The organism is Neobacillus drentensis (assembly GCF_036962765.1).
In the GTDB taxonomy this organism is placed as follows: Bacteria; Bacillota; Bacilli; order Bacillales; family Cytobacillaceae; genus Neobacillus; species Neobacillus drentensis_C.
The window spans coordinates 1-1383 of record NZ_JBALOS010000305.1 but is presented as its reverse complement, the minus strand read 5'-3'; the positions used below and the strand labels follow the sequence as shown (position 1 = coordinate 1383).

General features: G+C 39.7%; 2 protein-coding genes. Both read right to left on the bottom strand.

Annotated features, from left to right (window positions below; all coding sequences use genetic code 11):
- Positions 1 to 293: 293 nt before the first annotated feature.
- The gene (locus tag V7137_RS27670) at positions 294 to 830 is read right to left on the bottom strand and encodes a redoxin domain-containing protein (protein ID WP_335701037.1); all 537 of its coding nucleotides are present in this window, start codon (positions 828 to 830) and stop codon (positions 294 to 296) included.
- A gap of 130 nt (positions 831 to 960) precedes the next feature.
- Positions 961 to 1383: S-methyl-5-thioribose-1-phosphate isomerase (locus V7137_RS27665; RefSeq protein WP_335701036.1), on the bottom strand; the 423-nt coding region annotated here is incomplete at its 5' end.

Genomic DNA, 1383 nt, shown 5'->3' with positions numbered 1-1383 from the left:
ACCTCGTATTCGGACAGGACCAGGGGATTTTTTTCGGATGCTGTCTGAATCAGCCTCGTATTCGGACAGGATCAAGGGGATTTTTGTGGATGTTGTCCGAATCAACTTCGTATTCGGACAGTCCTAAGCGATTTTGTGTGGCTTTTGTCCGAATACCTGGCTCATATTGACCTCCCTAATATTTTCCTACAAGTTCATTCCGACAATTAGCCCGCCATATTAAAACAAATAAAAACACACGACACATTTCTTGTGTGCCGTGTGTTTTTTCGAGCGAAATCAAAGTTGTTAGTTTATTTTAGTTTGTTTGTAAAATCTTTCATGACATCCAGATCCATCGAACCTGTATATTTATTCTGGATAATCCCTTTACTGTCAATAAAATACGTAGTAGGGATGGATAATACTTGGTAAGTTTCATTTACTTGATCATCGGCATCCAACAGGATTGGAAAGGTGATTTTATTCTCATCCACAAACCCCTGGACATCTAATTGTGGATCAATGTTTACTGCTAGTATGACAATATCCTTTTGCATCTGTTTTGAAAATTGCTCCATTGCCGGCATTTCAGCTTTACAAGGTGGACACCAGGTTGCCCAAAAGTTAAGCATCACTTTTTTTCCTTTTAAATTAGATAGTTTTATCTTCTCACCGGTAAGGGTTTTAAGTTCAAAATCAGGTGCTTTTGCTCCAACAGCGAGACCTTCTTTGCTTGCTGTGGTTTGACTTGTCGTTTCGGGAGTTTCTGACTTCTTATCCATAGCTTGAACAATCGCGACTGTAAGTAAGGAAATTAGTATTACGGAAGCCATTACCTTTTTTATCATTCCCGAATCCTCCTTTACATCATAATCTGCTATATCGATTTTACACTATATTCTTAGGTGAAACCAAACTAGGATATGCCGAAACTGTGACAATTTGCAAATAAACATGTTTTAATCATTTTTGCCATTCTTAGGCTTGAAAGAGTTTCACTAGTTCTTCATCATAATTCCCTTTTATTATACCCTTTTCCGTGATGATTGCGTTAATAAGCTCATGAGGTGTGACATCAAACGCAGGATTAAACACTTTTACCCCTTCAGGAGCGGTTCGTTTTCCGAATCCCTCTGTAATTTCGGTTGCATCTCTTTCTTCAATTGGAATATCAGTCCCAGTCTTGGTATCCAAATCAATCGTGGAGATCGGTGCGGCAACGTAGAAAGGAATATTATGTGCTTTTGCTAATAGTGCTACTCCATACGTCCCAATTTTGTTGGCAACATCGCCATTTGCTGCGACACGGTCGCATCCGACAATGACTGCTTGTACCCAGCCTTTTTGCATGACCATGGCTGCCATATTGTCCGTAATGAGGGTAACATCTATTCCAGCTTG